The sequence below is a fragment of the Woronichinia naegeliana WA131 genome, assembly GCA_025370055.1.
Taxonomy (GTDB): Bacteria; Cyanobacteriota; Cyanobacteriia; order Cyanobacteriales; family Microcystaceae; genus Woronichinia; species Woronichinia naegeliana.
In genome coordinates, this window is sequence record CP073041.1 from 2,831,995 (window position 1) to 2,856,070 (window position 24,076).

A 24,076-nucleotide genomic window follows, 5' to 3' on the forward strand; every position below is an offset into this window, starting at 1 on the left:
TCAATGAAACGCAAGGTAAAAGGTCAACTGACGGTAACTAGGATTGCTATTCTAGGAACTCAAGAACTGAATAAGTGGAAGTCGGAAGAACTGGATACCATCGCGTTTCGATTGGGTCAACTTCGTTGTGACCTCTGGAATGAATTTGGTTCATTAAAAGCTTGGGGAATCTCAAAATTCGAGATCGACAAACTACTCCGCCCCTTTCGTGAAAAATATCAACTTCCCGCAAAACTGTGGGATTCAACTCTTTACGATGTAATAGACAATATTCACCTTGTACAAGCTTCCTGTATTGAAAAAGTAATGAAGGCACTGGGGCAATCTTATCAAACGTTTCACTCCAAAAAAGGAGTATTACAGTTAACCCTAGAAAGTCGTGATTGGCTTAATCACCCTAAGTTATGCTCTCTTGTTCGTAAATATTGGCATCGTGGTCATACAAGGGTTAACAATCAAATTATCCTCAGAGCTTTTGATACACAATTCGATGAAAATGGAGTGGTCTGGCTTCGTTTTGGTGGACTTGAAAAGGGAAAAGCCATAAAAGTTCCGACTACATTACCTCACGAAGTTACCTGTCAGTTACGCTTGATTAAACGGGCTGATAGATGGGAAATTCATTACACAACTAATATTCAAAAAGCAGAACCTAAAACAGAAGGTTTAACCATCGGTTGCGATAGGGGTTATACGGAAGTTTATGCCACTTCTTCTAACGATGGTGCTAGACTTTTAGGTAATAATTTTGGTTCCTTGCAAACGAAAGAAACCGATTATCGTACAGCTAAAAAAGTTAAGCGCAACAAATTAAAATCTGTTGCCGATAAAGCAATCCAAAAAGGGGATACCGCCAAAGCGGATAGGATTAATCGTAACAACTTGGGTAAACAGAAATGGGATAAACGAGAGTCCCGTTTCAAGGGACAAATTAAAACCCTTGTTTTTACGGCTACCCATCAACTCATGCAAAATGCGATTAAGGTAGCCTTTGAAGATTTAACAGAGCAAATTCGCAACAAAAAAACAAGAACAAAACGGATGAAAAGAAACGTTTCTTCTTGGTGTAAAGGCGTGGTCGCCGATGCTCTTAATCAGGTTTCAACTCGCGTAGGTTGCGCGATTGTTGCTGTTAACAGTGCCTATACGTCACAACTCGATTCTCGGTTCGGGACTCTCACAGGGACTCGTTCAGGGGAGCAGTTTATCGGACATGATGGGGTCGTATTACACTCTGATATCAACGCGGCTGACAACATTCTAGCAAGACTGGGAGACGTTGAAATCCCCCGTTTTCTTGGCTATAAAAAGGCAAAGGAAATATTGCTAGAACGGACTCGGAAGTTTCTGGATAGCTTGACTCCTATGCAGGGTCAACTATTCGAGGCGAAAACGGACAAAGGCAAGTCCCAGACCCTAGAACCAAGGAAGCGCAAGCCTCCATCGGTCAATCAGGGAGCGAATATAAAGCAGTTGACGCTGTTTAACTTCGGTTAACTCCGTTTTCTGTGTGCCTCTATAATTAATAAAGCGATATTGAATCTTCTTTTCGTGAAAAGCAAGTAAGAGCAGTTTTATTTCGCTCTCTTTGCCCGTTTTCTTAATCAGCATAAATACTTAAAAGCTTATCAACTGATTAGAAGTTTGTATCATCCGAACGCTATTGGTGGTTCTAACTTATCAAATGCATTATTTATCAACGATTATTCAAGGATTGGTTAAAAATTTAAAAGAAATCCTCTTCATGAGGATAGTGATCGAGTTAAAAAAACAGGAGCATAATATTCCGCCTTCTAGCCTTGATGCACGCAAAGATACTCATACCCTTTTTCCAAGCACGACGGAGCCAGTAGAGCACCAATCGTCTGCCGCAGTAGAAATAACGCTTCTTCAATCCCAACTCCAGACCGAAATTGCAGAACGCCAACGCCTAGAAGCCTTGTTGCTCTCCCAAATAAATACAGAGGAGGAGTCACAGACCGAGCAAAAACGTTATCAGCGTCAGGATGCGATCTCCCAATTAGGACAACGGAGCATTTTAAATAGAAATCTCGACCATCTCTTTGACGAAGTGGTTACTCTAGTGGCCCAGACCTTAGAAGTTGATCTTTGCTGTCTCTGGGAATTACTACCTAATCGAAGTGCCTTCATGTTAGGGGCGAGTTATGGATCTGATCAGGACTTAGGGACAGTGACGATTGAGGCCACATCACGTTCCTATACAGGCTATACCCTCCAGATCAACGAAAACTTGGTGATGGCCACCTATCAACCCGTTCTAACTCAAGATTTACGGGTTGAAACCCGTTTTCGCGGCGATCCCTTTCTTCAGAATCATCAAGTGGTCAGTGGACTCACCGTCATTGTGCCCACTCCCCTAGGCCCCTTCGGTGTATTAGGGATTTATAGCAAGGACGAGTATAAATTTACCGGCGAGGAAATCAGTTTTTTGACGATTGTCAGTCATATTTTGTCGGCGGCGATTGATCGGCATAATTACGAATCTCGTTTAACCTTACTGGAACGAGCCATAAATGCCAGCCAAAATGGCATTATCATTACGGATGCTCTGGAGTCAACTAATCCAGTCATCTATGTGAACAAGGGTTTTGAAACGATTACCGGCTATAGTCAATCGGAGATTCTAGGGCAAAATTGCAATTTTTTGCAGAAAGATGACCGCTATCAGACAGAGATTGAGGCTATTCGAGACGCTTTGAGTTCGGGACAGGAATGCCAGGTCACGCTGCGTAATTATCGTAAAGATGGCAGCTTATTTTGGAATCAATTGTATATTGCACCCGTTCAAGATGAACAGGGCCATCTCACCAATTTTATTGGCATCCAGGCTGATGTAAGTGATATTAAGCAAGTCGAAGAGAATCTAGCCACCAGTGAAGCTAAATTTCGAGGTATTTTTGAACAAGCAGGGGTCGGCATTGTTCAGCTAGATCGGTTTGGCAATTTTTTGACGGTGAATCCAGGCTTTTCTAAAATTCTGGGTTATACCACCGAACAAGTGAGAACCAAAGTCTTTACCGATCTCTATCGCATTAACATACAATTTTCTCCCACTCTAGAGCAAAATCAGGCTATTACTGAATTTCAATCTTTTTTGACGAATGCTCAAACGGGTCGGAAAGTTTCTCTCTCTCAAGAACAACCCTGTCGCCATCACAATGGTTCTGAACTGTGGTGTCAAATTACCTTTTCTACCATTCACGATGAACTTAGTCGTCCGACGGGATTTTTAGCTATTCTGATTGATATCAGTGAACGCAAACAAGCAGAAGCCGCCTTAAAAGATAGCCAGAATAAGTTGCACAGCATTTTAGGGTCTCTTAAGGACATGGTTTGGTCGGTGGATCTGGAAACTCAACAATTTATTTATTTGAATGAAGCGATCGCCGACTTTTATGGCCAACCCCTAGCCAACTTTCATCAAAATCCTGGGCTGTGGTTAGAAATCATCCATCCTGAAGATCGAGCCTTTGTGGAACAGGCCAGTGAACGGTTGCATACGGAAGGAATTGCTAAGGATATTCGTTATCGCATCATTTACCCCAATGGAGAGATTCGTTGGCTCCGCGATCGCGCCCATCTGATTTACGATGACACTGGCAAGGCCATTCGTCTGGATGGTATTGCCACTGATATTACGATCGCAAAACAGATTGAAGCCGATCTTCAGTCCAGTGAAGAACGTTTGAGCCGCATTATTACCACCATCTCCGATGGCCTATTGGTGATCGACGGTGAAGGGATGATCAAATTTGTCAATCCTGCTGCCAGTAAACTCTTTGGGCGTTCTCAAGCAGAACTGTTGGGTGATCATTTGGGCATTCCCGTCATCACCAATGAAATTACAGAAATTAGCCTTCATCACCCCACAGGAGCCTTGATTATGGCCGAAATGCGGGTGGTGGACATCACTTGGGGACAAAGCAATGCCCATCTAGTGTCTTTGCGAGATATTACCGAACGTTACACCTCTGCCCAGGCTCTGGCCCAAAGTGAAGAAAAATATCGCCGTATTGTGGAATTAACCACCGATGGTATTTGGATTCTGGATCAAAATCAGGAAACGATCTTTGTTAACCAGCAATTGGCAATGATGCTGGGCTATTCCATCGAAGAGCTTTTACACCATAACATTTTCTCTTTTATGGATAATAACTATGCTTTTAACCCTTTAAATCTGTCCTTCCCCACCTGTACCCTACCCCATAGCCGCGAAACCCAAGACTTTAAGTTTTATCGCAAGGATCAGCAGAAATTGTGGGCGATGGTTTCCAAAAGTGCCTTTTTTGATGAAGAGGGCAACTATGCGGGAGAACTGGCTATGGTGACAGATATTACTGAACGAAAGGCGATTGAGCAGGCCCTGTTGGAAAGTGAACAACGTTTAGAGGGAATTCTCAGTTCGATTCAAGATGTGGTCTGGTCGGCTTCTGCCATCACTATGGAAACCCTTTACCTCAATTCCGCCACCGAAGCGGTTTATGGGCGATCGCTGACCGATTTTTATAACAATCCGACCTTGTGGTTTGAATCCATTCACCCGGAAGATCAAGTTCTAATGGAAGGTCATCTGCAAGTTTTATGGGAACGGGGCAGTGCAGAAGTCGAATATCGTATTGTGTGGCCAAGTGGCGAAATTCGGTGGCTCTTGCGGCGCGTTAAAGTTGTTTATGATGAGCAGGGTCGTCCGCTACGTTTAGATGGCATTGATAGCGATATCACGGAACAGAAGCTGGCCACCGAGCAACTTAACCACCGTGCGACCCATGATTCCCTCACCGGCTTACCCAACCGTTTGCTGTTTTTGGATCGGTTAGGTCATGCCTTGCAACGCAATTCTCGCTACCACGATTATCATTTTGCTGTCCTCTTTTTAGATCTGGATGGTTTCAAGGATATCAATAATAGTTTAGGTCACACCTATGGCGACTTACTTCTACAGGAGATTGCCCAATGTCTTCAGAAATGTCTGCGACCCAATGATACCCTAGCGCGCTTAGGCGGGGATGAGTTTACCATGCTGCTGGAGGATATTCATGATGTGCAGGATGCGATCACCGTCGCGAATAGGATTCATCGCCAATTAACCTATCCTTTTATTTTGAACGGGCAAGAAATTTTTACCAATACCAGCATCGGTATTGCCCTTAACTATCCCTATTACCGTCATCCCCAGGACATTTTACGGGATGCAGATACGGCAATGTACCATGCCAAAGCAGATGGCAAAGCCTGTTATCGTATTTTTGATCCGGCTATGCACACCCTAGCGGTCAACCGTCTCCAACGAGAAAACGATTTACGGCGGGCCTTGGAACGTCAGGAGTTTCAGGTCTATTATCAACCCATTGTCGATTTGCAGGAAGGGGGCTTGGCTGGTCTAGAAGCCCTAATTCGTTGGTATCACCCCAGTGAGGGTTTGATCTCACCGATAGATTTTATTGCGATCGCCGAAGAAACAGGATTAATTATTCCCATGGGACAGTGGATTTTAGAAAAAGCCTGTCATCAAGTTGCCCAGTTGCAAAAATTATTTCCCCAACATCAAAAGCTGAAAATCAGTGTTAATATTTCCAGCCGCCAAATTCGCGATCAAAGTCTCTTACAAAAGATTGACCAAGTTCTCTGCAAAACGCAACTTCAGCCCACTTGTCTCAAGTTAGAAATTACCGAAAGTATCCTCATGGATAATATGGAACTGGCAACCAACGTCCTAGCAGAATTACGCGATCGCAACATCGAAATTTGTCTAGATGATTTCGGCACAGGCTATTCTTCCTTAAGTTATCTGCACCGCTTTCCTATTAACACCTTAAAAATTGATCGCTCCTTTGTCATGCCCATGAAGCCCGATGACGAAAATACCGAAATTATCCGCACCATTGTGATGTTAGCCCATGCCCTTAACTTGGATGTCATTGCCGAAGGGGTTGAGACGGAAATGCAAGTCACCCAATTACGTTGGCTCAAGTGTGAGCAGGGTCAAGGTTATTATTTTGCTCGACCCATGCCCTACTCCCATCTCTTGGAATGGCTAAGAGACTATCAATCCTGGAATGGGCGGAATGTTCAAAATCAGCCATAAAGCTGACTAGAGCCTACGCCAACGGCGGCCATCTTGATTGAGCAGCATTTCCGCCTCCGCCGGTTCCCAAGTACCAGCCTCATATTGGGGAACAGTACTCGGATCAGCCGGAGCATCCCAAGCCGATAAGGCCGGAGTGACCACTCGCCAAGCCTCTTCCACCTCGTCCGCACGGGTAAAGAGCGTTTGATCCCCTAGCATACAATCCAATAAAAGCCGATGATAGGCATCCGCCGTAGCGACTCCAAAGGAAGAGCCATAGCTAAAATCCATCTCCACTGTACGGGTGCGTAATTCTGCCCCAGGCATTTTGGCTTCAAAGCGCAGTGAAATCCCTTCATTGGGCTGAATCCGTAGGCTTAGAATATTAGGATTGGCTTGGTGAGCGACGGACTGAAAAATCAGCAAGGGTACATCTCGAAATTGAATGGCAATTTCACTCACTTTTTTGGGTAAGCGTTTTCCGGTTCGTAAATAGAAGGGAACCCCTTGCCAACGCCAGTTATCAATCAGTAATTTCATGGCCACAAAAGTTGGTGTGGAAGAATTGGGATTAACCCCTGGTTCTTCTCGATAGCCTGGAATCGGTTTACCCTTCATCCAACCCGCTTTATATTGGCCCCGCACTGCAGATTTATCGAGGTTACTAATATCGGCTAAATGGGTGGCCTGCAAGACCTTCACCTTTTCGTTACGAATACTATCTGCATTAATGCCATTGGGAGGTTCCATCGCCGTTAAACAGAGTAATTGCAGAATATGATTTTGTACCATGTCCCGCAAGGCCCCCGCCGTCTCATAGTAACCGGCCCGTTCTTCCACTCCAACGGTTTCCGCCACCGTGATCTGGACATGATCGACAAACTGACGATTCCAAATTGGCTCAAAAATAGCATTAGCAAAACGGAAAACCATCAAATTTTGAACAGTTTCTTTACCTAAATAGTGGTCAATCCGATAGACCTGTTCTTCTTGGCAGACATTTTGAACCACGCGATTCAGGGTTTGGGCAGAGGTCAAATCTTTCCCAAAGGGTTTTTCGATGACAATCCGTTGTTTGCTGGGATCGCTTAACATTCCGGCGGCTCCCAGTTGTTTAATCCCCGGCGGGAAGAATTTCGGCGAAACCGCTAAATAGAAAACGCGATTACCTCTGGTGCCGCGCTGTTCATCCAGTTCAGCCAGAAAGGCCTTCAAGCGGTTATAGCTGTCTGGATTGTCCATGTCCCCAGAAAAGTAGAATAGTCCTTTGGCGAACTCATTCCATAGTTCTTCACTGCCAATGCCATCGGCAAATTCTTCAATGCCTTGACGCATTTGATCCCGAAAATGGTCGTGGCTCCAGTCTCGTCTAGCAAACCCGACTACCGTGAGTTCTGAGGGAAGGCGATGTTCCCGCTTCATTTGGTAAATGGCTGGCACTAATTTGCGTTGTGTCAGATCACCGGATGCCCCAAAAATCGTTAAAATCAGGGGGTCTGGGGTGCGTTCTTGTCGAAGTCCAACTCGAAAGGGGTTTTCTAGTAGCGTTACCATAAATTGCATCTAGTCCTGTAGGCACTCAGCTTAAAAATAGCGCGAAAATCCCAGAAGACCCATTTTTATCCTTGATAAATTAAACTTTGTTGATTTTTCTGGCTCTAGCCTGGGGCGGAACTGCGATCGCCGCTTGTGCCTTTGACCTTGTAACAATGCCATAATGCGATCGCTCATCCAGAAATAATCATGATGCCTGTAACCATTAGAACCCAATTGAGATTATCAAAATCAAATTTTGTTAGCAAGGGATTAATGAGCCTATTTGGTCTCTATTTTTCCTGTTCGACACCGCTATTAGCTCAAAATAAAACAGTCTTTCAAGAAATTCAAAGAACTGGCTTACTCAAAGTTGCCGTCAGAGAAGATGCAGTTCCCTTTGGCTATCGAGATCTGAATAATAATTGGACAGGCATTTGTCTTGATTTTATGGCCTTGCTAAAACAAGAAGTAATTAGAAAACTAGATCGACCCACTATCCTGGTGAAATTATTTAAGTCAACTCTCTTTAATCGTTTTGATCTGGTTGATGATGGTGTAGTTTATCTAGAATGTGGCCCTAATAGTATTCGTGCCAATCTTGATTATAAAAATGTCACCTTTTCCGAACCCTTTCTTTTGACGGGAACTCAACTACTAATTCGAGAAGCAGATAAGAGTAGAATTAATCCCAATAGTTCTCTTCCGGGAATTACGATTGGCGTTTTACGAAATACGACTAACTTACAGTTTATTCGAGAAAAATATCCTGAAGCAACGATACAAGAATTTCAGGGGGTGACAGGTCGCTTGAGAGGGGTTCAGGCTCTTCGGCAGGAAAAAATTGATGCGTTTGCCAGTGATGGAATTTTATTGCTTGGGGAAGCGTTATTACAAAATCTGGCCCTAGGAACAGATTATTTAATGATTCCTAAAATACCGCTTAATTGTGAAGCCTACGGGCTAATTTTACCCAATCATGATCCAGAATGGAAAGCATTAGTGGATGAAACCATTAAAAATTATGCAGCCCGTCAACTCTATCAAAAGTGGATTGGCCCGGTTCTTCCCGAAATTGAAAGTGCTATTAAATACTGTGAGCAACAGAAGACAACACCCCTCGAAAATAATCAAATTAATGATCAGCTTGAATAAATTCTATCTATTGCTAAGTGACTGGTTCCAATTAAATTGAACATAGATTTTGTGCCTGATCCCCCCTGCCCCCCTTGATAAGCTACTGTGTACACACATCTTGAAAGAATCACGCTTTGAAAGAATCACGCTTGTAACTCACATTCCACAGATTGTCGAAGAGGCGAAGTAGTTCGCGCGAGCTAGTATGGGTGCCTGTGCATTAATTTTGGGTAAGGATACAAAATATAAATAAAGTTCTAAAATAGAGTCTTGTAGTAGATGAAATTAACAGTAAAAATGGAGAACCTAAATATTAAAGACCTCGACCACTTAGGTCTAGTAGCAGGGATTATAGATGAAATGGGTTTAGTAGAAATTATCAATGAAGAAGTAGGAACTCATCCTCAAGAAAAGCTGAGTGTAGGTACAATAGTAAAAGCAATGATATTAAACTGCTTAGGATGTGTAAATGCTCCGTAACAAGAAAAAGAAATCAAAATTCTCAAAAGAAGCGTCCTGAAACATTTTCAGTACCTAAAAGAACCGAGGACAGGGAGAAGGCAAGACCATAACTTAACAGCAATTGTCACCATAGGAATATTGGCAGTATTGTCAGGGGCAGATGGCTTCGTAGCCATTGAAGCCTATGGCAAAGCCAAACGAGAATGGCTAGAAACGTTTCTAGAGTTACCAAAGGGAATTCCCTCTCACGATACCTTTGGAAGAGTATTTGGAAGGTTAGAAACAGAAGAATTAGAAAAAAGTTTTCTGAGCTGGATAAGTAGTATAACCAAGAAAATGGACATAGAGCTAATACAGATAGATGGAAAAACGAAAAGAGGTTCTTATGATAGGGAAAAAGGACTCAAGGCGTTACATACGGTAAATGCTTGGAGCAGCGAACAAGGACTAATGTTAGCTCAAAAGAAAGTAGATAGTAAGTCGAATGAAATAACGGCAGTCCCCTTGTTACTGATTACTGAAGTTACTTAACATCAAGGGAGCCGTAGTGACTTTAGATGCAATGGGAACGCAAACAGAAATCGCAAAACAATTCAGTGGTATTTGAGTCATCAGGACTGGTGGCAACCGTTATTATCCGAAGAATATAAGCATTATTATCAATCAGTTTATGGACATTAGAGTTGATCCACTGAGGAATGGACACATCTTAATAATACAAGGCTCAATTAGAAGATAGTGCTAATTTTGCTTTAACCCTTCGGCAATTCTTATTAAATGAAAATGTATTATAAGAAAAAATGACCATTATCTTGGATAGCTTTCTTACAAAATTCGGGTATTTGCTATAATAACATTTTGAGCTAATCAAAAAGAAACCTATGAACCAAACTTTAACGACTGACTATAAGTTTATTCTCAGAGACGAAAATGAGATTCCTTTTATCGAAGGAACATCTATGAAGGTTGTCGAATTAGTGACTTCAATTCATGCCTATGGTTGGAGTCCTGAAGAGTTACATTTTCAATATCCCCATCTTAGTATGAGTCAGATTTATTCGGCTTTGGCTTATTATTGGGAACATAAACTAGAGATTGATGCTGATGTTCAGCGACGGTTTGAATATGCGGAGAAGCTACGTTTAGAAGCAGGAATTTCTCCTTTCGTTAAAAGATTGCGTTCTGAAGGAGTCATTGAAAGAAAAGTAATTTTGACTTAAAGAAAGATGAGTGGAGTTAAAAAAGATTATCAAACTATTAAAAAATAAGAAAACGGTAATCATTTTAAAAACGGATTCTTTGCGCGAAAATTCTATTTCCACATGGAACAATCGGGGGGAAATGTTAGAGAATCTGAAGCTTTATCTTGTTTAATTTCATTAATTTTTCTTTGATTAGCTTCTGGGTCTTTGGCGATCGATCTATTTCTCTGATCGGGTTCAGTATATATTGCTTTTTCCCAAGAGCAGGCTGATTTAATTTGTTGATTAGTTAAGTTTTTAGCATTGTAGAGGTTGGCAAAGCTGAGGTCGGCACTGGTAAGGTTGGCACTTTTGAGGTTGGCACCTTCGAGGTTGGCACTTTTGAGGTCGGCACTTTTGAGGTTGGCACCTCCGAGGTAGGCAAATTTGAGGTTGGCACTTTTGAAGTTGGCACTTTTGAAGTTGGTACGGTTGAGTTTGGCACTTTCGAGGTAGGCATTGTAGAGGTAGGCATTGTAGAGGTTAGCATTGTAGAGGTTGGCATTGTAGAGGTTGGCATTTTCGAGATTGGCAAAAGCCAAATCTGCTGTGTTAAGAGAAATAATTGAAGCAACTTTGGGATCAAATTTAATTAAGCCTGATTCATACAAAAATTGTATAATCAAACCCTTCCGTTGATTGTATTTTCCTTCCTTAGCTTTTTGTTGATCTTGTTCACTATTCAGTTGCGTTAAAGTCGTTAAAGTAATGGTGCGAGCGATACTTCTACTTTCACTATTTTTCTTCGAGTCTTTTAAAGGATAATCTTTATCTAACAGCGATGCCTTCATGTCATTAATGTAGGTTTTCAGTAATTCATCTTTTTGTTTTCGATCCGCAATCTCCCTTTCTTCTATCTTGTTTTGTTTCGCAAGTTCCTGTTGCTGTTTATTGTTCTGGTCAGTAAAATATTGTGTCCCCCACCATAATAGTAGAGGAATAGAAACGGTGCTTATTAACTGTATAATGTCCCAACCTTTCTTTTCGCCAATTCCTGTCCATCGCCACAACCGTCGCAATACTGATGGATTAGCTTCCAATCGTTCTTTTTCTAATGCTGCCCTTGCTTCCTCGCAGATCTTTTTTGCGAGCTGCTCGTTATTTTTTTCCAATAACTCATAGTACTTAGCGTAAATATCGTTATCATTAGAGGATGATGGTGTAGGGTTGTCAAATTGCTCAGTGGACATGAAGAATTTAGGATAAATCTCTATAAATTATTACATCATTAGATAGAATATACCACATTACTCAGAAAATGAGATGCGCTTTTTTTTGTTTAACTGATTAAAAATGGGGAAGTTGGAGAGTTTTTTAGTTTAGCCCCCCTAGCCCTCCAACTTTGGGGAGAACCGTTCTCTATTTATGGGTTTCAAAGTCCCCCAGTATTGGCAATGGACTGAGCCTGTCGAAGTGGGGATTTAGAGGGCGAAAATCTCAATCTATGACCGTGCCAAGTGTAGTTCAATTGATGCGGATCTAATTGAGAGAAAACCAGCTAACTTAATCGCAAGGTTAATGCTTCCCTGGCTTGCTCACGATCATCAAAATGGATTTTTTCTGTTCCTAGAATTTGATAATCTTCGTGGCCTTTACCAGCAATTAACACCCCATCCCCTGGTTTGGCTTCTCGAATGGCTCGATGAATAGCCGTAGCGCGATCGCTGATTACCCAGGGATCGATCTGTGCGGGAATCCCTTGAATAACATCGGCTAAAATCCGTTCAGGGTCTTCGGTGCGAGGATTATCAGAGGTGACAACAGCGAGATCGGCCAATTCTGCCGCAATTTTGCCCATCAAGGGCCGTTTTGTTCGATCGCGATCGCCACCACAACCAAAGACGCAGATCATTTTGCCTTGAATAAAAGGACGAGCTGCCTTCAGTAAATTCTCCAAACTATCGGGCGTGTGAGCATAGTCCACAATAACGCTAATGTCTTGATCTTCTTGAATTTGCACCCGTTCCATTCGACCTGGCACTCCAGCAAACTCCGGCAAACTGGCCACCATCTGGGTTAAATCTAAGCCTAACTGTAAACCCGCCGCGATCGCCGCCAAAAGATTGGCCAAATTAAACTGACCCACCAACGGCGATCGAAATTCCTGCGCCCCCACAGGTGTCACTAAAGTGCCACTCACTCCATTGGGTTCATAGGTCAAATGACGGGTATGAAAGTCTGCCTGGGAATCGTTAACTCCGTAAGACCAAACTCGCTCTTTGAGTAAACTCTCCATTAAACGTTGGCCATAGACATCCTCGCGGTTAAGAATAGCCCGGCCTTTGAGATAATGCTCTTCAAACAATAAGGCCTTGGCCGCAAAATACTCTTCCATGGTTTTATGGAAGTCCAAATGATCCTGAGTCAGATTAGTGAAAACTGCCACTTCAAACTCACAGGCTTTTACCCGTCCTTGGGCCAGGGCATGAGAACTGACTTCCATAACCGCGTATTGATTGCCAGCCTTGACCGCTTCTGCCAATTGTTCCTGTAATTCCGTGGCAAAGGGCGTGGTATGGGCAGCGATTTTCTGAAAATTTTGCCAACGAGTATAAAGGGTTCCCAATAGAGCCGTTGGTTGGTTCGCTTGTTGCAGAAAATATTCGATTAAATGGGTGGTCGTGGTTTTGCCATTGGTTCCCGTTACCCCGATCAGGGTTAATTGTTGCGTGGGATCACCATAAAACGCCGCCGCTATTTGGGAGCAAGCTGTGACCATATCTTGAACGGAAATCACACAAGCTTCAGCCGTTGCTGGAAATTTACTCAAGGCCACTGGTGTTACTAGGGCCGCGATCGCCCCTGCTTCCAAAGCACTAGGCCAGAACTCACCCCCATCAACTCTTGTACCCGGCATTCCCAGAAATAAAGAATGGGCTTGACAAGCATGGGAATTGGTGGAAATCGACTGAATTTCTGCTTCCAAGGCAGGATGATTAGGTAGTGCCTCCAATTCAGTAACCTTGGCCAAAAGCTCACGTAACTTGCTCATCGTTTTCCCAATAAAAATAGTTTTTGCCGTTTAAGAACCCAAAGGCGATCGTTAAGTTCCGTCTGCCTAGCAATCTGTTCTGTATTCAGTTTAGATTATATTGCCTAGGCCCCTCCTGCTGAAGAAATTGAGTCAGCAATTCCAAATTCAAACGGTAACATAAGATACAGACACTATCTCGCTTTTATGGTGTCAAGAGAGATTTCGCTGATTTCTGACGTTTTTTGTACTTCCTCCTCGAATCTTAGCCTCTTGGAGAGTCAGCAACCTGCAAACAAACTTGATCAATCACTAAATAGGGCTTGCTGAAAAAGTCAAAAAACGAAAGAAATGTGGGTTAGGGAAGTATGGACTGAAAAAGCATAGATAACTTATCCTTATGGAAACAAATCAAAATACAGATTTTGTTTAATCTATTGTTCCTTTCTGTCTAAAAAGGTCAACACAAATCACTCCTCACAAAAGAGAGGAAAATTAACACCATTTTTCACAAGAAAAACGACTCTACAACTTTTTACTTTTTGTCTTCTGAAGTAGAGTAGAAAGATTCATTACCAAAAAGTTCATCGCAATTACCGTTTCCGAGGTCTCAGGTAGTTTGGCCATCACTCGACCAAGACTAAATTTCCTCTTTCCCTGTCCGAATTTACCCTCAATGGCATTACGCACTCTTTCATCTGAGCGTGCCTCTTTCTTTTTTTCTTTGCTCACCTCTTTCGGCGGTCTTCCCAATCGGGGACCACTCATTCTTATATCCCTTTCTTTACAATAAGCTCGATTCGCTTTTGTTCGATAGATTTTATCCACATGAACCGATTCCGGATAACATCCTGTTTCCCTTTTATATTCTTCTATTCGCGCTTGTAAATCTCCCGATTCGTTGTAATTATCCCAACTTAATTTGTCTAAGAAGACAAAGCCATTCACATTACTTGCCGATATTTTAGCTCCAAACTCTACTGCTTTTCCCGCTTTTCCACGCACTATTGGACGCACGTGAGGTTGGCTTACACTCACAATTCTGTTTTCTACTTTATTTGTCTTTTTTTCATACATTTCTAACTGTTGCTCATACACTTTTCCTATCGTTACAAGCTCTTCTTGCTCTTTTTTCGTTAGTTTTTCTAACTTTGCTCCCTCTTCTATCATTTTTTCTATATCAGACAAGTTTCTTTTTATATATCCTAGTTGTTTTTTTGTTCCTTTTCTTCTTTCTTTTTTTGACACACGACGTTTTTTTGCTATGGCTAAGTACTCTTTTCTTGCCACTTCCCTATAAGTCCTCGGCTTTTCTTTCCTTTTCTCTTTTATTTCTTCATACAGCTTATCTATTATTTTTTCTGTTTTTTCTCTGGCATCATTCAATATTCCTATATCCGTTGGATATTTTATATCTGCTGGTGTACAAGTCGCATCTAACAATAACTTTCCTTCATTTTCTTTTTTTTCTGACGCTACACCCGTCGCTTTTTTTTCTATTTCTTTATTAATTTTATTTATTTATTAATTCCATTCCTATTTTTTTACGAAAATGAACCATCATTGACGCATTAAATGCTTCTTTGCTACTATAGCTTTCCATTCCTATAAAGTACTGTAAATAAGGGTTCTCTTTTATTTGTTCTACTGTTTCTCTGTCACTTTTTCCTGAAATTTCTTTGATAATTAATGCTCCTAATGCCATTCTAAATGATTTGGCTGGGGCTCCTTTTTTTTCTGTGAAGTTTTTTGCATATTCTTCCTCATATTCTTCCCAAAGAATCATTTTTGACATTTCTATCCAACGATTTTCTTCGTCTAACTGCCCGCCGAACAGATTTTTCAAGTTTTCTGGTGTTTCAATTGAGTACTGTTGCTTTCGGTACATCTGCTTTCTCTCTTCTTAATGCAATGGTTTTGAGGCATTCTACCCTATTTTCGTGCATTCTAGCGGTTCTTAATTCGCCTACTATTTTTCTCCGTAAAGGTTTCAGCTTTTTTCAGCAAGCCCTAAATAGAGCATTACGCTGATTCCACATATTGAAACAAAACCCCTTGACCGTAAGCACTTCAAGACTTTTGTATCTTGGACTACATTCTGAATTTGGAATTGCTGATTGATGACACGCCCTAGGGGTTGGATAATCATTAAGGCGCGATCGCTGACTTGCCTTGTCAAAAGAATTAGTCAACGACAAGAAATCCTGCGATCCATCGAATGACCCAGTAATGCTATCCTGTTAGGGTGTTAACTTAAATTGACATATAGAGGCAGGGAAGCCATGCAAGTTAATAATCTGGGTTTTGTAGCGAGTATTTTATTCGTGCTAGTTCCAACTGTATTTCTGCTCATTCTGTATATCCAAACAGGTAAGCAGGGTCAAAGTTAAGTCATTTTTAGGATGATTTCTTTAACAACTCGTAATGAAAAAGATGGGGCCAATCAACCCCATCTCTTTTTTTCAAACCTTTAAATTGATTGTTGTTTGTCTCTAGAGAGAGACGTTAAAATTTTTCTCTATAGGTTTTCTTTGCGAGCCAGCAGAACGGGGCAAGGAGCATTGACACGAATATAGTCAGACAAAGAGGTTCCTAAGAGACGATCCAGGTCTGGTAAACTTTTCGCTACCGAAGGACGACGATCCGGAGACCCCAACATTAAGAGGTCAATGTTATACTCACTAGCCAAATCACAGATTTGTTCCGCCGGTTTACCGCCAGTGACAATACAACGATAGTTAATGCCAAAACGCTTGGCCTTGGCGATCGCCGGAGCCAGGACAGGGTTATTTTCCATTTCCTGACGAGAGAGGGGAAGCAGTTCTGGTTTGAGATCTGGGTTGACCCGTGCCAAAACCAATTCCGCTTCGGGATAATCCCTCAGTAAATAAAGAGCCAAATCGAGGGCATATTCTGCTGCGGACGATTTATCTAAAGCCACCATAACCCGTTTGATGCGCTTGACGTAGATATCGTCTTTGACCAGCAACATAGCATGGTTGGTAAGTTGAAAAACGTACTGACTGACGGAATTTTCTAAAATGGCCTCCAGTCGTTTCAGACCTCTTGACCCCATAATAATCAGATCGGCGTTAATTTCATCTGCAACCTCACAGACCACATCTTTCGGATCACCTTGACGTAAAATTGTGGAAACTTTGCTAGGTTCAATAGCCACCTGAGAAAGGAGATCGCTAATAATTCTGCCCCCCTCTTCCCATTTTTCTGCAAAGGCATCGGTGGTAATTTGAGGCGGAACAACCTGGAGAACGGTCATCGCCGCTTTGCGGATTGCGGGCAGATCCATTAGGGCCTTGAGCATATCCTGGGTTTGGGCAGTACCTGCACCAGCGTATAAAATTTTATCGAGCATTGCCATTAAGTTCCTCAGAAATTTGAATCAGTAATTTTATGTAAAGGGACTGAGACGGGGTCGGTTCCCCACTGACATTGGAAAAGTTTCTCCCATTATCAGAATACTTCTAATCTTGGCTTGCAAATTTAACAACTTATTACAGTTTCTCCGTCTAGGCTGTAGATCTTTAGAAAAGCGATGGGGGCTAAAACAGGGAAATTTCCTCTAAACTCAGCTAAAATCTGCTGGGTATCATCAATTTTACCGCCGGATCAAACCTTATTTTTTCTCTCAAGAAGGGCATTTTGGCGGATAATTCAAAAGAGAACTTTTCCTTTCTGAATCGCTAACCATGAAAGCAGCAGATATTATGACCTCAGAGGTCGTCACCATTCGCGGCTCGGCAACCGTAGCAGAAGCGACGCAACTGATGAAACAGCGTAATCTACGGGCCCTCATCGTAGATCGTCGCCATGAAGAAGATGCTTTTGGGATCGTCACAGCTACGGATGTAATTTATAAGGTGACTGCCTACGGTCTTGATCCCAAAACGGTTCAAGTCTATGAAATTATGACCAAACCCTGTATTGTCGTTAATCCTGAATTGCAAGTGGAGTATGTAGCTCGTTTGTTTGCCCAGTCTCAAATTCGCTGTGCACCAGTGATTAAGGGAGAACTGTTAGGGATCATTTCTATTAGTGACATTCTCAATAAGGGTGATTTTGTCGAGCAACCGAAAGCGGTTCTCCTAGAGCAGAGAATTCAAGAAGCGTTAGCCAATGCCCGTCAGATCTGTGCCAAAGAGGGGGCCACCTCTCCTGCCTGTGCGGCGGCCTGGGATGTGGTTGAGGAATTGCAAGCAGAGGCAGCCCATCAACGGGCCAAGAAGCCGGAAACCAATTATTTTGCAGAATATTGTCAGGAAAATCCCGATGCGATCGAGGCCAGAATATACGATAGCTAAGGTCGCAAGTTTAGATTACGAGTGGTGATGACCCTTCATTTTTGGTGCTAATTGTTTAGTTTTTGCATGATGGAATCTTCTCCGATTGGGGCTATTGAGCCAATGGTGCGATCGCTGATTGAGGGCGTTGAAAAGGCCGACTCGGCTACAAAGTTAGTTTCGGCTGTTGAGGCTTTGGCTGCGGTCTGCCAAACGGAGGCGATTCCGACTCTGGTTACGGTTTTACGCTATAACAATCCGGGGGCGGCGGTGGCCGCAGTAGATGGGTTAATTGCCCTGGGAAGGGTTACGGTTCCCTATCTACTGGATAATATTGATGGCTATAACTATGGGGCGCGGGCCTGGGCAACTAGGGTTTTTGCGGGCATTGGTGATCCGGCGGCTTTGGATATTTTGTTAGACGCGGCTAAAAATGATTTTGCCCTGAGTGTGCGACGGTCTGCGGCCAAGGGATTGGGAAATACTCATTGGGAGTGGATGGCTAAGGGACAAGTCACCCAGGCTCAACAACAGGTTTTTGAGGCTCTCTATCAGGTTGCCCTGGACTCGGAATGGGTGGTTCGTTATGCGGCGATCGCGAGTTTAGAAGCTTTTGCCCTAGGCAATTTGCAGTATGAGGTCAATGTCTCTGAAAAACTAATGACATTAAAAGAGACGGAAAAAGATACCATGGTTCAGACTCGCATCAGTTGGGCATTGCAGAATCTTCAGGCGAAACTTACGGGAAAACTCGATAAATTTCTCGACGGTGGGCTACCCTCTGACAAATAATTCTACCTGTAAATAATTCGTTGATAGATTATCCTGTGAAACGGTACGATAGGGCTTTCAAGCTCGCGTCAGATGTAATCAACGAAAATTTTACAGCAAGAAATAATTCCTGCTCCTTTTTCTTTCCATCGCATCCCTGAACAACATAATCTTTGTTTGACCAACGTCTTACAAGCTGCTTCCGTAACACCTGAACCAATCGGATACTTTTTCTCTAAGTAGGGCTTGCTGAAAAAGTCAAAAAACGAAAGAAATGTGGGTTAGGGAAGTATGGACTGAAAAAGCATAGATAACTTATCCTTATGGAAACAAATCAAAATACAGATTTTGTTTAATCTATTGTTCCTTTCTGTCTAAAAAGGTCAACACAAATCACTCCTCACAAAAGAGAGGAAAATTAACACCATTTTTCACAAGAAAAACGACTCTACAACTTTTTACTTTTTGTCTTCTGAAGTAGAGTAGAAAGATTCATTACCAAAAAGTTCATCGCAATTACCGTTTCCGAGGTCTCAGGTAGTTTGGCCATCACTCGACCAAGACTAAATTTCCTCTTTCCCTGTCCGAATTTACCCTCAATGGCATTACGCACTCTTTCATCTGAGCGTGCCTCTTTCTTTTTTTCTTTGCTCACCTCTTTCGGCGGTCTTCCCAATCGGGGACCACTCATTCTTATATCCCTTTCTTTACAATAAGCTCGATTCGCTTTTGTTCGATAGATTTTATCCACATGAACCGATTCCGGATAACATCCTGTTTCCCTTTTATATTCTTCTATTCGCGCTTGTAAATCTCCCGATTCGTTGTAATTATCCCAACTTAATTTGTCTAAGAAGACAAAGCCATTCACATTACTTGCCGATATTTTAGCTCCAAACTCTACTGCTTTTCCCGCTTTTCCACGCACTATTGGACGCACGTGAGGTTGGCTTACACTCACAATTCTGTTTTCTACTTTATTTGTCTTTTTTTCATACATTTCTAACTGTTGCTCATACACTTTTCCTATCGTTACAAGCTCTTCTTGCTCTTTTTTCGTTAGTTTTTCTAACTTTGCTCCCTCTTCTATCATTTTTTCTATATCAGACAAGTTTCTTTTTATATATCCTAGTTGTTTTTTTGTTCCTTTTCTTCTTTCTTTTTTTGACACACGACGTTTTTTTGCTATGGCTAAGTACTCTTTTCTTGCCACTTCCCTATAAGTCCTCGGCTTTTCTTTCCTTTTCTCTTTTATTTCTTCATACAGCTTATCTATTATTTTTTCTGTTTTTTCTCTGGCATCATTCAATATTCCTATATCCGTTGGATATTTTATATCTGCTGGTGTACAAGTCGCATCTAACAATAACTTTCCTTCATTTTCTTTTTTTTCTGACGCTACACCCGTCGCTTTTTTTCTATTTCTTTATTAATTTTATTTATTAATTCCATTCCTATTTTTTTACGAAAATGAACCATCATTGACGCATTAAATGCTTCTTTGCTACTATAGCTTTCCATTCCTATAAAGTACTGTAAATAAGGGTTCTCTTTTATTTGTTCTACTGTTTCTCTGTCACTTTTTCCTGAAATTTCTTTGATAATTAATGCTCCTAATGCCATTCTAAATGATTTGGCTGGGGCTCCTTTTTTTTCTGTGAAGTTTTTTGCATATTCTTCCTCATATTCTTCCCAAAGAATCATTTTTGACATTTCTATCCAACGATTTTCTTCGTCTAACTGCCCGCCGAACAGATTTTTCAAGTTTTCTGGTGTTTCAATTGAGTACTGTTGCTTTCGGTACATCTGCTTTCTCTCTTCTTAATGCAATGGTTTTGAGGCATTCTACCCTATTTTCGTGCATTCTAGCGGTTCTTAATTCGCCTACTATTTTTCTCCGTAAAGGTTTCAGCTTTTTTCAGCAAGCCCTAAGTAGGGCTTGCTGAAAAAGTCAAAAAACGAAGGAAATGTGGGTTAGGGAAGTATGGACTGAAAAAGCACAGATAACTTATCCTTATAGAAAGAAGTCAAAATACAGATTTTGTTTAATCTATTGTCCCTTTATTTCTAAAAAGGTCAGCAAAAGTCACTCCTCACAAAAGAGAAGAAAATTAACACCATTTTTCAGAAGAAAAACGACTCTACAACTTTTTACTTTTTGCTTCCTTCTTTGTCTTCTGAAGTGGGTGTGACCTTTAGTTGATGAAGGAAAAGAAAAGTGTTAACATGGGATGAAAAGTGACAAAGAGGAAACAATGATGACAGCAAAACTAATTAATGTAGAGGGTTCAAAGATAAAAATAGAACTAACATTAGAACTCAGTCGTTCAATGTTGGATACAGAAATAAATATTCAAAAAGGCTTAAACGAAGTAGTGGTCTGTCAAGCTAAAGATTGTGAATTTGAGGGAAAATGGAGAGGCTATTCATTACCTCAACAGATATCGTAATAAGTAACCATGCTCAAGACCTATATTGTCCGATTAAGTCAAGAAGAACGTCAGACCCTAAAAGATTTGGTATCCATCGGCAAAGGAGCGGCTTACAAAATTAAGCACGCCAATATTCTGTTAAACATTGATGTGAATGGACAAGGATGGACGGATGAGGAAGCTGCCGCCGCCTTTAGTTGTCACCGTAACACAGTCGCCAATCTCAGGGAGCGATTGGTCAATGAAGGTGTGGAGTCAGCATTAAGCCGCAAGCCCCGCAAAACGCCGCCTCGTCAACCGATTATTGATGGAGAGGTAGAAGCAAAACTAATCGCCTTACGTTGTGGAGAACCGCCTGCTGGTCAAGCCCGTTGGACATTGAGGTTACTAGCCGACAAGGCGGTCGAGTTAGAAATTGTGCCAGCAATTAGTCACGAAACCGTGCGTCAAGTGTTAAAAAAAACGAACTAAAACCTCATCTGCGACAGATGTACGTGATTCCACCAGAAAAGAGTGCCGAATTTGTGTCTAACATGGAAGATGTTCTAGAAATTTATCACCGACCCTATGACCCCAATTGTCCAGTGATTTGCATGGATGAGCAACCTATACAATTGGTCAAAGAAACCCGCCTTCCTCTACCAGCCAAACCTGGACAGCCAGAGGCGCATGATTACGAATATGAACGCAATGGAACAGCCAATATCTTTATGTTTACAGAACCCTTGTCTGGGTGGCGAAAGACAGTTGTCAGTGAACGTAGAACATCGGTTGACTGGGCAACAGAAATTAAGAATTTACTCGATAACGACTATGCTGATAACGACAAAGTCATTTTAGTATGTGATCAGCTAAATACTCACAAACTTGCCTCACTATATGAAGCATTTGAGCCTTCCACGGCTCGTCGTCTAGTCGAACGGTTGGAAATTCACCATACCCCAAAACATGGCAGTTGGCTTAATATTGCTGAAAACGAGCTGTCCGCAATGACTCGGCAATGCCTAGCTCGTCGAATTCCAGATCGGGAAACTTTAGAGCAAGAAACAACGGCTTGGTACACTCAGCGCAATCATTCCCAAAAGTCGGTAGATTGGCAATTCACGACGGCTGAGGCTCGTATCCGTCTCAAGCGTCTTTATCCACAAATAGAAAATTGACAGACCAGTAGGTTGCATCGCCAGCAAAGAAGCCTTGAAATATTTAGATACAGATGGTTCACCCTTAAAAATCGGTGAAGAAATCTGGAAGAGTAAGGGAGAGCAACCGAAAGAATATCAAACACCTTATGGTGAGGTTATAGTGAATCGTCATGTATATCAGCGTTCACCTTTGAGGAAAAACGTATTGCCCCTTAGAAAGAGAAGCAAGGATAATCATAACATCAACGCCATTATTGGCAAAACAGGTATCCTCAAAAATGTCAGGGATGGCAGGCAAAGAGGTGAAAAATGATTTATTAGAAAATCATGGTAGAAAAGTAGCGCTATCCTATATCCAAAGATTGAGTGAAGCAGTAGGAAGTGTGGTACAGGCAAAAGAAGAAGCGTGGAGTTATGCCCCGCCCAAGGAGGATAGCCAAATTGCAACAGTGGGAATAGGATTAGATGGAACCTGTATGCTGATGTGTGAGGATGGCTACCGTGAAGCAATGGTGGGAACCGTTTCCCTATACGATAGTGAAGGCGAACGTCAACCTACAATCTATCTAGGTGCGGCACCAGAGTATGGAAAAAAGAGTTTTCTAGAAAGATTAGAAAGAGAAATTGAGCGAGCGAAAAACCGTTATCCAGAGGCAACATTGGTCGGGATAGCAGACGGGGCAGAATCAAATTGGAAGTTTTTAGAAAAGCAAACGGAAGAACAGATATTAGATTTCTATCATGCCTCTGGTTACTTAGGTGCCTTGGCAGAAGCGTTGCATCCGAATACCGTGTCAAAACAAAAAGAATGGTTGACTGAAAATTGTCGAGAACTCAAGCATGAAAAAGGAAAAGCAGGAGAACTGCTAAATCTGATGAAAGAAGTCAAAGAAGAAAAAAGTCATTCTAAGAATCTTACCGAGAAACTACAAGCGGCGATTACTTATTACGAGAATCATCAGCATCAAATGGATTATGCTGAATACTTAGAGAAAAAGTATCCGATTGGTTCAGGTGTTACGGAAGCAGCTTGTAAGACGTTGGTCAAACAACGATTATGTTGTTCAGGGATGCGATGGAAGGAAAAAGGAGCAGGAATTATTTTGAGCCTACGAGCTTTGGTATTGACCAAGGAACGATGGAGTCAATTTTGGGCAAAACTTGATCAATATGGGTTCCCTGTAGAACCCTGATTACAACAGCTTTTATCAACTAAAGGTCGCACCCTCTGAAGTAGAGTAGAAAGATTCATTACCAAAAAGTTCATCGCAATTACCGTTTCCGAGGTCTCAGGAAGTTTAGCCATCACTCGACCCAGACTAAATCTTCGCTTTCCCTGTCCGAATTTACCCTCAATGGCATGACGCACTCTTTCATCTGAGCGTGCCTCTTGCTTTTTTCTTTGCTCACCTCTTTCGGCGGTCTTCCCAATGGGGAACCACTCATTCTTATACCCCTTTCTTTACAATAAGCTCGATTCGCTCTTGTTCGATATATTTTGTCCACATGAACCGATTCCGGATAACATCCTGTTTCCCTTTTATATTCTTCTATTCGCGCTTGTAAATCTCCCGATTCGTTGTAATTATCCCAACTTAATTTGTCTAAGAAAACAAAGCCATTCACATTGCTTGCCGATATTTTAGCTCCAAACTCTACTGCTTTTCCGGCTTTTCCACGCACTATTGAACGGACGTGAGTTTAGGTTACACTCACGATTCTGTTTTCCACTTTATCTGTCTTTTTTTTATACATTTCTAACTGTTGCTCATACACTTTTCCTATAGTTAGGGTCTGCTGAAAAAGTCCACAAAACGAACCTAGATGCCACAGGACGCGAAAAATGGTGACTTCAGAGAGTTGTTTCCAATTTCAACCCCCAGTTTTCCAACGACGTGCATGGGCTTTGAGCCTCCAAAGGCCATAACCTTGCACCTGATCGTTTTTAAAATGCTTGAAAGCATTATCCGGCAAAGGTTCTATACTTATTCAGCAAGCCCT

At 41.9% G+C, this 24,076-nt stretch carries 17 protein-coding genes and 3 pseudogenes; 13 read left to right on the forward strand and 7 right to left on the reverse strand.

Annotated elements, in window-relative coordinates; all coding sequences use genetic code 11:
• The first annotated feature begins 3 nt into the window (after positions 1-3).
• Together KA717_14480 and KA717_14485 are read left to right on the forward strand one after the other, a co-directional pair.
• Complete coding sequence (locus tag KA717_14480) at positions 4-1,497, forward strand: transposase (GenBank protein ID UXE63683.1); 1,494 nt, start codon at positions 4-6, stop codon at positions 1,495-1,497.
• A gap of 256 nt (positions 1,498-1,753) precedes the next feature.
• Entirely contained in the window at positions 1,754-6,106 is a 4,353-nt protein-coding gene (locus tag KA717_14485) for a PAS domain S-box protein (GenBank protein ID UXE63684.1), read from the forward strand.
• Positions 6,107-6,112: 6 nt separating this feature from the next.
• On the opposite strand, the gene zwf is transcribed toward KA717_14485, so the two are convergent.
• Entirely contained in the window at positions 6,113-7,642 is a 1,530-nt protein-coding gene (gene zwf, locus KA717_14490; protein UXE64665.1) for a glucose-6-phosphate dehydrogenase, read from the reverse strand.
• A 255-nt stretch (positions 7,643-7,897) separates the two neighbouring features.
• Here zwf and KA717_14495 point away from each other — a divergent pair, with 255 nt between their 5' ends.
• The 4 genes from KA717_14495 to KA717_14510 all read left to right on the forward strand — a co-directional run bounded on the left by KA717_14495 (position 7,898) and on the right by KA717_14510 (position 10,440).
• On the forward strand, positions 7,898-8,776 hold the full coding sequence (locus tag KA717_14495; GenBank protein ID UXE63685.1) for an amino acid ABC transporter substrate-binding protein: 879 nt from the start codon (positions 7,898-7,900) through the stop codon (positions 8,774-8,776).
• Between the two features lie 261 nt (positions 8,777-9,037).
• On the forward strand, positions 9,038-9,238 hold the full coding sequence (locus KA717_14500) for a DUF4277 domain-containing protein (GenBank protein UXE63686.1): 201 nt from the start codon (positions 9,038-9,040) through the stop codon (positions 9,236-9,238).
• Between the two features lie 36 nt (positions 9,239-9,274).
• A complete protein-coding gene (locus KA717_14505) occupies positions 9,275-9,751 on the forward strand; it encodes an ISAs1 family transposase (GenBank protein UXE64666.1) in 477 nt (158 codons plus the stop codon).
• A 350-nt stretch (positions 9,752-10,101) separates the two neighbouring features.
• On the forward strand, positions 10,102-10,440 hold the full coding sequence (locus tag KA717_14510; protein ID UXE63687.1) for a DUF433 domain-containing protein: 339 nt from the start codon (positions 10,102-10,104) through the stop codon (positions 10,438-10,440).
• 92 nt (positions 10,441-10,532) lie between these two features.
• Here KA717_14510 and KA717_14515 read toward each other — a convergent pair whose 3' ends face one another.
• The 3 genes and pseudogenes from KA717_14515 to KA717_14525 all read right to left on the reverse strand — a co-directional run bounded on the left by KA717_14515 (position 10,533) and on the right by KA717_14525 (position 15,320).
• A complete protein-coding gene (locus KA717_14515) occupies positions 10,533-11,651 on the reverse strand; it encodes a pentapeptide repeat-containing protein (GenBank protein UXE63688.1) in 1,119 nt (372 codons plus the stop codon).
• Positions 11,652-11,959: 308 nt separating this feature from the next.
• A complete protein-coding gene (locus tag KA717_14520; GenBank protein ID UXE63689.1) occupies positions 11,960-13,453 on the reverse strand; it encodes a UDP-N-acetylmuramoyl-L-alanyl-D-glutamate--2,6-diaminopimelate ligase in 1,494 nt (497 codons plus the stop codon).
• A gap of 525 nt (positions 13,454-13,978) precedes the next feature.
• A pseudogene (locus KA717_14525) lies at positions 13,979-15,320 on the reverse strand (IS5 family transposase).
• A 394-nt stretch (positions 15,321-15,714) separates the two neighbouring features.
• On the opposite strand from KA717_14525, the gene KA717_14530 reads away from it, so the two are divergent.
• Entirely contained in the window at positions 15,715-15,822 is a 108-nt protein-coding gene (locus KA717_14530) for a photosystem II reaction center protein M (protein UXE63690.1), read from the forward strand.
• Positions 15,823-15,950: 128 nt separating this feature from the next.
• Here KA717_14530 and KA717_14535 read toward each other — a convergent pair whose 3' ends face one another.
• A complete protein-coding gene (locus tag KA717_14535; protein ID UXE64667.1) occupies positions 15,951-16,805 on the reverse strand; it encodes a universal stress protein in 855 nt (284 codons plus the stop codon).
• A 334-nt stretch (positions 16,806-17,139) separates the two neighbouring features.
• On the opposite strand from KA717_14535, the gene KA717_14540 reads away from it, so the two are divergent.
• Together KA717_14540 and KA717_14545 are read left to right on the forward strand one after the other, a co-directional pair.
• Positions 17,140-17,751, forward strand: a complete 612-nt coding sequence (locus tag KA717_14540) for a CBS domain-containing protein (protein UXE63691.1) — start codon at positions 17,140-17,142, stop codon at positions 17,749-17,751.
• Between the two features lie 66 nt (positions 17,752-17,817).
• Positions 17,818-18,522, forward strand: a complete 705-nt coding sequence (locus KA717_14545) for a HEAT repeat domain-containing protein (GenBank protein ID UXE63692.1) — start codon at positions 17,818-17,820, stop codon at positions 18,520-18,522.
• Between the two features lie 448 nt (positions 18,523-18,970).
• Here the strand turns inward: KA717_14545 and KA717_14550 are convergent.
• A pseudogene (locus tag KA717_14550) lies at positions 18,971-20,307 on the reverse strand (IS5 family transposase).
• 425 nt (positions 20,308-20,732) lie between these two features.
• Here KA717_14550 and KA717_14555 point away from each other — a divergent pair.
• The 4 genes from KA717_14555 to KA717_14570 all read left to right on the forward strand — a co-directional run bounded on the left by KA717_14555 (position 20,733) and on the right by KA717_14570 (position 23,268).
• Positions 20,733-20,951, forward strand: coding sequence for a hypothetical protein (locus KA717_14555; GenBank protein UXE63693.1), 219 nt, complete (start codon positions 20,733-20,735; stop codon positions 20,949-20,951).
• 9 nt (positions 20,952-20,960) lie between these two features.
• A protein-coding gene (locus tag KA717_14560) for an IS630 family transposase (GenBank protein UXE63694.1) occupies positions 20,961-22,093 on the forward strand; the annotation gives its coding sequence in 2 pieces (ribosomal slippage) (positions 20,961-21,381 and positions 21,381-22,093; 1,134 coding nt in all).
• Between the two features lie 34 nt (positions 22,094-22,127).
• Complete coding sequence (locus tag KA717_14565) at positions 22,128-22,388, forward strand: hypothetical protein (GenBank protein UXE63695.1); 261 nt, start codon at positions 22,128-22,130, stop codon at positions 22,386-22,388.
• Positions 22,354-23,268 (forward strand): ISKra4 family transposase, encoded by a 915-nt coding sequence (locus tag KA717_14570; protein UXE63696.1) that lies wholly within the window; start codon positions 22,354-22,356, stop codon positions 23,266-23,268. The genes KA717_14565 and KA717_14570 overlap by 35 nt, the downstream gene beginning before the upstream one ends.
• Here the strand turns inward: KA717_14570 and KA717_14575 are convergent.
• A pseudogene (locus KA717_14575) lies at positions 23,241-23,866 on the reverse strand (transposase). The gene KA717_14570 and the pseudogene KA717_14575 sit on opposite strands and share 28 nt — an antisense overlap.
• Positions 23,867-24,076: the final 210 nt, after the last annotated feature.

Excerpts from the sequence above, each read along its gene's own strand:
- KA717_14510 (UXE63687.1), top strand. The coding sequence starts at position 10,102 with ATGAACCAAACTTTAACGACTGACTATAAGTTTATTCTCAGAGACGAA.
- KA717_14530 (UXE63690.1), top strand. The coding sequence starts at position 15,715 with ATGCAAGTTAATAATCTGGGTTTTGTAGCGAGTATTTTATTCGTGCTA.
- KA717_14495 (UXE63685.1), top strand. The coding sequence starts at position 7,898 with ATGAGCCTATTTGGTCTCTATTTTTCCTGTTCGACACCGCTATTAGCT.
- KA717_14535 (UXE64667.1), bottom strand. The coding sequence starts at position 16,805 with ATGCTCGATAAAATTTTATACGCTGGTGCAGGTACTGCCCAAACCCAG.
- KA717_14520 (UXE63689.1), bottom strand. The coding sequence starts at position 13,453 with ATGAGCAAGTTACGTGAGCTTTTGGCCAAGGTTACTGAATTGGAGGCA.
- KA717_14500 (UXE63686.1), top strand. The coding sequence starts at position 9,038 with ATGAAATTAACAGTAAAAATGGAGAACCTAAATATTAAAGACCTCGAC.
- KA717_14540 (UXE63691.1), top strand. The coding sequence starts at position 17,140 with ATGAAAGCAGCAGATATTATGACCTCAGAGGTCGTCACCATTCGCGGC.
- KA717_14545 (UXE63692.1), top strand. The coding sequence starts at position 17,818 with ATGATGGAATCTTCTCCGATTGGGGCTATTGAGCCAATGGTGCGATCG.
- KA717_14515 (UXE63688.1), bottom strand. The coding sequence starts at position 11,651 with ATGTCCACTGAGCAATTTGACAACCCTACACCATCATCCTCTAATGAT.
- KA717_14555 (UXE63693.1), top strand. The coding sequence starts at position 20,733 with ATGAAAAGTGACAAAGAGGAAACAATGATGACAGCAAAACTAATTAAT.
- KA717_14570 (UXE63696.1), top strand. The coding sequence starts at position 22,354 with ATGTCAGGGATGGCAGGCAAAGAGGTGAAAAATGATTTATTAGAAAAT.
- zwf (UXE64665.1), bottom strand. The coding sequence starts at position 7,642 with ATGGTAACGCTACTAGAAAACCCCTTTCGAGTTGGACTTCGACAAGAA.
- KA717_14480 (UXE63683.1), top strand. The coding sequence starts at position 4 with ATGAAACGCAAGGTAAAAGGTCAACTGACGGTAACTAGGATTGCTATT.